Here is an 8,064-nt window from a genome sequence, read left to right on the forward strand (position 1 = left end):
GAACATCATGACCATGTGCAGCATGAGCGCCGCCTTTCCGCCCTCTTCGGGACGCCCATGGCGGCGGCCATCTTCTCCATGGAGGTGGTAAGCGTGGGCATCATGCACTATTCCGCTTTGGTGCCCTGCGTAATCGCCTCCCTGATTGCCTACGCCGTGGCTTCCCATCTCGGCGTTCCCGCAGAAGCCTTCCCATTGGATGCCATTCCGCCGCTGACGGTGGGCAGCGGAACCAGGGTCATCGTCTTGGCGTCTCTCTGTGCACTGTTGAGCATATTGTTCTGCGTCCTACTGCACCAGTCGGAACGGCTGTACCACAAGCATTTTCCGAATCCCTATCTGCGCATCTTCGCAGGCGGCTGTATCGTCATCCTGTTGACGCTCCTGACCGGCAGCCAGAGGTATAATGGCTCCGGCATCGAACTGATCGTCCGCTGCATGGAGGAAAGCGCCGTCGCGCCGGAAATGTTCGCCCTGAAGATGCTCTTCACTGCCGCCACTTTAGGGGCGGGCTACAAGGGCGGGGAAATCGTCCCCACTTTTTGCGTGGGGGCCGCCTTCGGCTGTCTCTTCGGCAGCCTGACCGGGTTCGCTCCTTCCCTGTGCACGGCGGTGGGCATGACCGCCCTCTTCTGCGGCGTCACGAACTGCCCTATCAGCTCCCTGCTCATCAGCTTCGAGCTGTTCGGCTACGAGGGCATGCCCTATTTCCTGCTGACCGTGGCCTTCAGCTACATGCTGTCAGGATATCACGGCCTCTATCACAGCCAGAAAATCGTGTATTCGAAATACAGGACGGATTTTATCAACAAAAAGGTTGGGTGAAATACTTCACGCCTGACGGACTCAGGATGCCTCAATCCTGTCGAACATCCACATTACAAAAGGCCGAATGCGCCCCAGAAACTCCTCCCGCGCTATCCCTGCCTTCTTCGGATTCCAGGCACCTTCAATAATAACAAAGTATCTTGCATACTTTCTGGAGGCGTAAAAGGTATCCTCCGGAATTTCTCCTGTACACACAGGCTGCTCATTGCTTAACGCCTGTTCAAAGCAATGTCTGGCAAACGCCAGCCTCCCGTTTGCCATTGCCGCATCAGGCTCAAATCTCTCGCATCCGTTATCATCTAATTGTCTTGCTATATCGATTCCAAGATAAAGCATGGAATTATACCTCAAAGCAAATCTCGCAAACTTGTCTTTTGCCAGTTCTTTTTGCAGGTTGACGGCCACCCTTTTATGTTCTGCGGGATTGTGCAACGGCAAAAGCAGTTTCATTTCAGACAACCTCAAGCCAATCCGCCGTCACGCCGTAAAATCCCGCTCAATAATTTGAATTTAATGCCCTGCAAGCACTTTGCGCCAGTCATCTTCCATAGTCCGCGAAATACAGTAACTTTCGTATTCAGGCATAAATCCCTCATGCCAAATATGAAATTTTGAGCCCCCAAACATTGTGAAAATATACTTCGCTCTTTTTATCGGAGGTGAGTAATAGCGAAAATCTATACATGCAGAAGCCGTCCAACGTTCCACACTAAGAATAGTCGGTTCCTTATCACCAAAACGACTATACAATTTATCTTCTTTTGTTTTCCATGACAGCAAATCATCATCACCACAGAATAATGACCAAACCACATCATTACCAAAAATGCTTGGAAAATATTTTTGCTTAATTAAGTCCAGAAAGATATCCCGAAACATGGTAGATGGGTTAATGGTGTACGTGCAAGTGTGATTATCTATATCATCCCCCATACAGACACTTTGGCGGCAAATTGATATATCCACTTTATCCCCCTCACCTTCCTTTTTCATTTTGCGCGTCCATTGTACCACAATTCCGGGAGCATGGAAACAGGGACTTTTCCCAGCCGCTTTCCTGCCTCTCGTATATACGGCACAGGCTGAAGTGCTGCAGAGCCTTCTCCTGCTGCTGTGGCCTGCATGGCCTCCGTCTCTGCTTTCTTCCGAAAAAGGCATGGGCCATAAAGATGACTACAGCACATGCACAAATAATCGCCTAACCATCATAACTAGCAACATATTTATATAAGCTATGCTCCATTGCCAACTTTTTTCTCCTGTGGTACAATACATACTGCACATCAAATAGATTTGCTGCCATACGATTTATCAAAGAAAAGAGGATTGCTTATGAACAGAGAATTCCTGAAAGACCTGCTCTCCACTCCGTCCGTCAGCGGATACGAGGAGGCTATCCAGCAGAAGGCCCTCGCCTACGGCAAGGCCTTCGCCCACGCCCAGCTCACGGATCCCAGCGGCAATGCCGTCTCCGTCGTGAATCCGGATGCCGCCCACAGGGTGCTGTTGTGCGGGCATATCGATGAAATCGGTTTCATCGTGACCCATATCGACGACTCCGGCCGTCTCCACCTGGCTAAGGCAGGCGGCGTCAGCCCCAGGCTGTACATAGGCTCTCCGGTACAGGTCTGGCATGAGGGCAGCAAGGTCAACGGCATCATCGCCACCTCCTCGGACCTGGTGAAAAAGGAGAAGATAGATGTCTCCGACCTGCTGGTGGACATCGGGGCAGCTTCCAAAGAAGAAGCCGCTGCCGCAGTGGCCGTGGGCGACATGGTCTGCGCGGACGTGCCCGTCAGGGAGCTGATGAACGACTGCTTCACCTGCCGCGCCCTGGACGACCGCACCGGAGCCTTCGTGGTGCTGGAGGCCGCCAGGGAGGCCGCGCAGCAGGGCGCTTCCCTGGGCATCTACGCCGCCACCACCACAGGCGAGGAGACCACGGGCCGGGGCGCTTACCATGCCGCCGCGCGCTTGAAGCCCCACTGCTGCATCGCCGTGGACGTGACCTGGGCCAGCGACGCCCCCGGCACCAATCCGGGTGACACCGGAGAGGTGAAGCTGGGCGGCGGACCGGTGCTGTGCATGGGTTCTGCGGTGAACAAGCCCATGAACGCCCTGCTGAAGCAGGTGGCGGCGGAGCTGGATATGAAGGTACAGTGGGAAATCGCCGGAGGCCGCACGGGTACGGACGGCGACACAGTGAACCAGGCCGATGAAGGCATCCCCATGGCCCTGGTCTCCATCCCGCTGCGGTACATGCACAGCTCCGTGGAGGTGGGCAGCTGGAAGGACATCGAGGACTGCGTCCGGCTGCTCAGCACATTTTTGGTGCGGCTGTCCCAGGAGCTGGACAAGGGCTTCGACTTCCGCCCTGTGAGGCCGTAGCCCCCTTTGACCGGATATGGCTGCCGCATCAGGAAAACAGATTTCCCTGATGCGGCAGCCACTCTTTCTCCCTCTGCCGAGACTTCCCTGTCATGCCGCTTGCCATGTCCCTTGGCTTCCGTCAGCCAATGTCCGCTTCCTCCGGGCCCTGGAACCTTAATTCAACCCTTTTCCCGTCTCCTGTATACAACAATCTCGGCATCCGAGCCGCCCTCGCCGTACTCGCATACCAGCAGGTAGCTCTCGTCCGCCGTGAGCCCGTAGCATCTGTCGCTCCCCTTCTTGTGGACCTGGTTCCCCAGGTATACCCTGGCATCGTCCCAGAACCGTATCTCCTGGCCGCCCGGAAGCGTATAGGCCAGATTGACGAAGGCCCCGTTCAGCGCATAAAGGTCGGTGATCTCCTCCATGTCTTCAATCCCCAGGGCATTGAACTCCGCAATCAGCTCCTCCTTCAGCCTGCAGGGCGCCTCAAAGGACCTGCCACAGTTCTCGCAGCCTTTTTCGTCGCAGCACAGCGCAATCATGCAGGTGCCTCCGAAGGGGCGCCCGCCTGTCTCCGTGCATCCGCCGCACTCCTTACATCCGCATTCACTGCAATCCAATCCGCATTTTGTCTTCATTTGTGTCTTCTCCTCTCTCCTTTTCCAAAAACCCGCTGTCCCACTCTTCCCTGAACTGCCGCAGGGACTGCTGGCGCAGGCTCCTGTCCTCCTCCACTGCTTTTGCGGCTACGGCGAAAAGCCCCTCCCCCAACTGCCAGCTGTCCGGGGTGCGCCCATATCCGCCAAACAGCGCAAAAGCAAACGCTCCCGCGGTATAGACATTGGTCACCTCGTCGATTGCCGCCCCCAGCCGGTATTCCTCCGGGGCCTGGAACCTGGAGCTCCCCCACATCCTCCCCATGTCGTTGACACAGGGCTGTCTGCGGAAAAAGTCTATGTCACAGACAGTGGTCTTTCCTTTGTCAAAATCATACAGGATGCTGCCATCGTAGAAATCGATGGCCACGTATCCCCTGGAAGCCGTATGTTCCAGAAAGCGCAGGATGTCTCCGAACACCTGCAGCCGGTTCTCCGTGGGAAGCGCCATGAACCTCCGGTGGGCCGCCGGGTACATTCTGCCCATGCAGTCCCCCTGGGCCCAGCGGAATACCAGCGCGAACCCGCCTCCGATTTCTTCCGCCTCCACCAGCTCGATCAGGCTCCCATGCCGCAGATCCCTGTAGACCGGCCAGGCTTCCCGCAGCCTCTCCACTGCCTCCCGGGCCGTGCCCGTGCCCCGTTCTGTGGGAGCTCCCGCGAACTTCACGAAATAGCGTTCTCCGTCTCTCTCGATCCCGAAGCAGATATTGCCGGAGTCCTGGTCATCGTATACCTGAAACACCCTGCCGTATTTACGGAGGAAGGAAAAGTCGAAGGGACATTTTAGTTTATATGGTATTCCGTCTATATATTGCAGGTAATATCCCTGGAAATACCAGGACGGTACGATGTTTCGCATATTGTCATACCACTGAAGCACCTCCGCCGCCTGGCGCAGCATGGTATCTATCTCCTTCTGCCCGAAGGGGACTGCCCAGTATATGGAGGACAGGGTATTGCTGGAGATGTAGAGGGCGAGCAGCCTCCAGAATTCCTCCGGGACATGGCCCTCAAAGTACCCGTTCACCATGCCGGACGCGAACAGCGGAGAGGCCTGGGCGCACCATACGATGCGGTTGAACTCCTCCCAGGGATCCCCGATATCGAACCGATTGAAATCGATTACATAAAGCTGCCCGCTTTCGTCCAGCATCATGTTCCCGATGTGGTAATCTCCATGCTGACAGGTCTGGGGCCTGTCTTTCAGCAGATGGCGGTTCTCCCCGATATACCGGATAAAAGCCTCTCCCCCGGGATACTGTATGGGGCATTCCCTGTATTTTCTGATCTTCGTGTCCATCTTCCGGTTGAACCGCGTCTCCCAGTCCTCCAGGGCAGCTCCCGCCTCCCGTTCCTCTGTAAGGGGGATGGAATGCAGCCTGCGAAGGATGCGCCCGGCCTCCAGCCCGCAGGCATACTGTCCGCTGTCCGGCAGCATCGGCACCACTTCCTCCGCTCCTGTCCCCTCGATCCAGCTCTGGACCGAATACACACCCTCCTCACAGACCCCGAAAGCCAGGGGCATGCACATGGGGATGCCCAGGGCCGCAGCCTTCTCCATCATCCGGAATTCGGTCTGCTTCCTGTCATACTGGGACATGGGGGAGATGCGGAGGAAATATTTCGTTCCCTGGGAACGCCCTTCCTCCGGCTCCGCGGTGGCACAGTATTTCCGGTCATCAGACCAGCCCTCATAGATTGGTTCCCTTTTCGTGAAATGAAAGTCCGGCATACCTTTACGCCTCCTCCACCCTCAAATGTCGTACCGTCTGCAGAGCACCTGGCTCAGGGCCGGAAGCTCCCGCTCGGTTTTTACATCTTGAAATTGACAGCAGGAATCTTCCGATTTCCATGAATTGCATTCTTGACTATCAGAATCGATATCTTATATATGCAGCAATAAAATCTTGCTCAAAAATCAGATAAACGGCATGACTTGCTGTGCTATGCGGCTGGCAAGAATTAAATGCCGTTTATATAGAAAATCTTCTTAGATTTATTTTAGTATATGCCTGGCATTTATGCAAGCTTTTTTTCGATGAAGCACTGGAGCTGCAGTGGAGCACTGGAGTTAGGCACTGGGGCATATAAGACGGAAAGGTGCGCGAATGTAAAAGGGCCCCGGCTTGCACCGAGACCCTTTTACTATTACTTATGAGGGGGGAGATAGTGAGTTCATCAACTATCTGATATACATATTACAGGGGAATTGTGTCCTTAGTGTGTCCATATTCTAATTTAAATCTAAAAAACCTGAAAAGCATTCCTAAACTTACAGTCCCAGGCCCCAGGCATCCAGGCGTACTGATTTCCTCTATGTGCAGATTCCGGGCATACTGTAAAAGAGCCCCGGCTTGCACCGAGACCCTTTTACTATTTTCTTATGAGGGGGGAGATAGTGAGTTCATCAACTATCTAATATACATATTACAGGAGAATTGTGTTCAAACTGTGTCTACTTTCTAATTTAAATCTAAAAAAGCCGGGAAGCATTCGTAAACTTCCCGGACATGGCAAGGCTATGGGCGCTTTTTCTTTTTTCCCACCTGAGAGAAATCGAACCGGCCTTTTTTCTTCCGGGATATATCCCTGATTTCGGAAAGCGGCAGTCCTGTCATTTGCGAGAGATACTCAGGGGACGCCCCATTTTGGAGCATGGTGCCAATCAGACGGTTCTGTTCTTCTTCCCGCCCTTCCTTCAACCCTTCCTCTCGTCCCTTCTCTCGTCCTTCCTTCAATCCTTCCTCTCGTCCTTCCTCCCGTCCTTCCCGCAGCCCCTCTTCCCGGGCCTCCTTCCGGAACATGCGCATGTATTTCTTTTCGTTGTATTCAGTCAGCAGCATTTTGGTCACCTCCGCCCGAAAGGGCAATAAAATATCTTCCATGATGCCATGGTCAATACAGTATGTTACAGCATTCTCAACCGCCTGATTCACAGAACTTCCTTCCCGCCGATATGCCTTGATGCAGTCCACGAAACGGGAATACTCATCCAGCCGTCTACAGTCCGCGGTCAGCCCACTGTTGTGGCCATAATTGATATTCAGCATACGGACTGTCAATTCCAGGCAGGACGAGGGTCCGGCTCCCGGCGTATCCGGAAAGGCATCTGCCAGCCGCAGGTACTGTTCATCAGGCATTGCATCGTCCCCGTTATAGAATACCACGCACTGGGGCGCGGGAAGAGGAATCAACTTCTGCCCATAGATATTGGCCTTCGCTTTTGCCGCCAGGCTCTCGTATTCCGCGGCAATATAGAGCAGAAAGCGCAAAGGGAGATTCGGACAGAATGTGCTCTGGTGCTCGTAAAGGTTCAGGGCCCCGGCCAGGAGAAAAGCCATGTCGTTCTTCATGGACATATAGACTACATTGTCCAGAGTGACGATCTCCAGCGCCTGCACATCGCGGTAATCCGTGTGGTTCAGCGCATTGTACAGCTTCAGCAGGGCTTCCCTGTCCCGCTCGAAGATGTAGCAGAAAAGCCTGTCCTTTACGTTGCGGTTGCCGACGAACCGCCGCAGCGGCAGCCGCAGGAACCGTTTCTTTCGTGGAACGAATTCCATCCTTGGGTTCATGTGATGTCCTCTCTTTCTGAAAATGACGTGGCAGAGGACATCCATGGCCTGTAAGCTGTCCCTGCCAGTGCGTGTGAATGAATCCGGCAGAAACTGCCTGAATGTGCGATTCGCAGCATCAAAGATATACCCATGAGCGGCCGAATTTGCCATCAATCCAGGATGCTTTTCGCCCCTGAGTCAGACGACATGGCAAATATCAGCGGCCGCAAGTATTAATTGCTGATGAAATCATCATAATACAGATAAGAAGAATTGTCAAATAGAAATTTTTCAAGAATCCATCCCCCCGCAGAGCTCCCGTTACTGTTCACGGCTTCGCCCCTCACAGCAACGTGATGCACACATACAATAGAATTCAAAGGCAGAATTCTATTGTCCTGAAGTGAGCAAAATACGCTCATTTTGGCGCCTGCTGTCTCGTGATTTTCGTGCAAAATGCGCACGAAAACACTTCGCGGAACTACCCGTGAACAGCAACGAGCTCCCCCATGATCCCACGGTACACAAAAGGCCTCAGCGACTGGGCGTCCATCCGGAAGCAGTCCTTTGTGGCGATTTCCATCATGTAGGACAGCAGATGGGAAAAGACGCAGTGTATCATATATTCGATGGGCAGGTCCCTGCGG

The 8,064-nt window shown here is 53.9% G+C and carries 7 protein-coding genes; 2 read left to right on the forward strand and 5 right to left on the reverse strand.

Features of this window, described 5'->3' with window-relative positions; genetic code table 11:
* The coding region (locus tag Q2B33_RS22055; protein WP_330691414.1) for a chloride channel protein at positions 1–825 on the forward strand (825 nt) is incomplete at its 5' end.
* Between the two features lie 21 nt (positions 826–846).
* Here Q2B33_RS22055 and Q2B33_RS22060 read toward each other — a convergent pair.
* Positions 847–1,278 (reverse strand): hypothetical protein, encoded by a 432-nt coding sequence (locus Q2B33_RS22060; protein WP_300565097.1) that lies wholly within the window; start codon positions 1,276–1,278, stop codon positions 847–849.
* Between the two features lie 60 nt (positions 1,279–1,338).
* Positions 1,339–1,821 carry a hypothetical protein gene (locus tag Q2B33_RS22065; RefSeq protein WP_300565099.1) on the reverse strand — a complete coding sequence of 161 codons (483 nt, stop codon included), beginning with the start codon at positions 1,819–1,821 and terminating at the stop codon, positions 1,339–1,341.
* Positions 1,822–2,160: 339 nt separating this feature from the next.
* Here Q2B33_RS22065 and Q2B33_RS22070 point away from each other — a divergent pair, with 339 nt between their 5' ends.
* Positions 2,161–3,216 carry a M42 family peptidase gene (locus Q2B33_RS22070; RefSeq protein WP_300565101.1) on the forward strand — a complete coding sequence of 352 codons (1,056 nt, stop codon included), beginning with the start codon at positions 2,161–2,163 and terminating at the stop codon, positions 3,214–3,216.
* Positions 3,217–3,377: 161 nt separating this feature from the next.
* On the opposite strand, the gene Q2B33_RS22075 is transcribed toward Q2B33_RS22070, so the two are convergent.
* The 3 genes from Q2B33_RS22075 to Q2B33_RS22085 form a co-directional block, all read right to left on the reverse strand.
* Positions 3,378–3,839, reverse strand: a complete 462-nt coding sequence (locus Q2B33_RS22075) for a DUF3795 domain-containing protein (protein ID WP_300565103.1) — start codon at positions 3,837–3,839, stop codon at positions 3,378–3,380.
* Positions 3,808–5,592, reverse strand: a complete 1,785-nt coding sequence (locus tag Q2B33_RS22080; RefSeq protein WP_300565105.1) for a phosphotransferase — start codon at positions 5,590–5,592, stop codon at positions 3,808–3,810. Before Q2B33_RS22080 ends, Q2B33_RS22075 begins: the two co-directional genes overlap by 32 nt.
* Positions 5,593–6,379: 787 nt before the next feature.
* Positions 6,380–7,423, reverse strand: a complete 1,044-nt coding sequence (locus Q2B33_RS22085) for a hypothetical protein (RefSeq protein WP_300914257.1) — start codon at positions 7,421–7,423, stop codon at positions 6,380–6,382.
* Positions 7,424–8,064 lie beyond the last annotated feature (641 nt).

Origin of the sequence: uncultured Acetatifactor sp. (genome assembly GCF_948601915.1) — a bacterium.
GTDB lineage: Bacteria > Bacillota > Clostridia > Lachnospirales > Lachnospiraceae > Acetatifactor.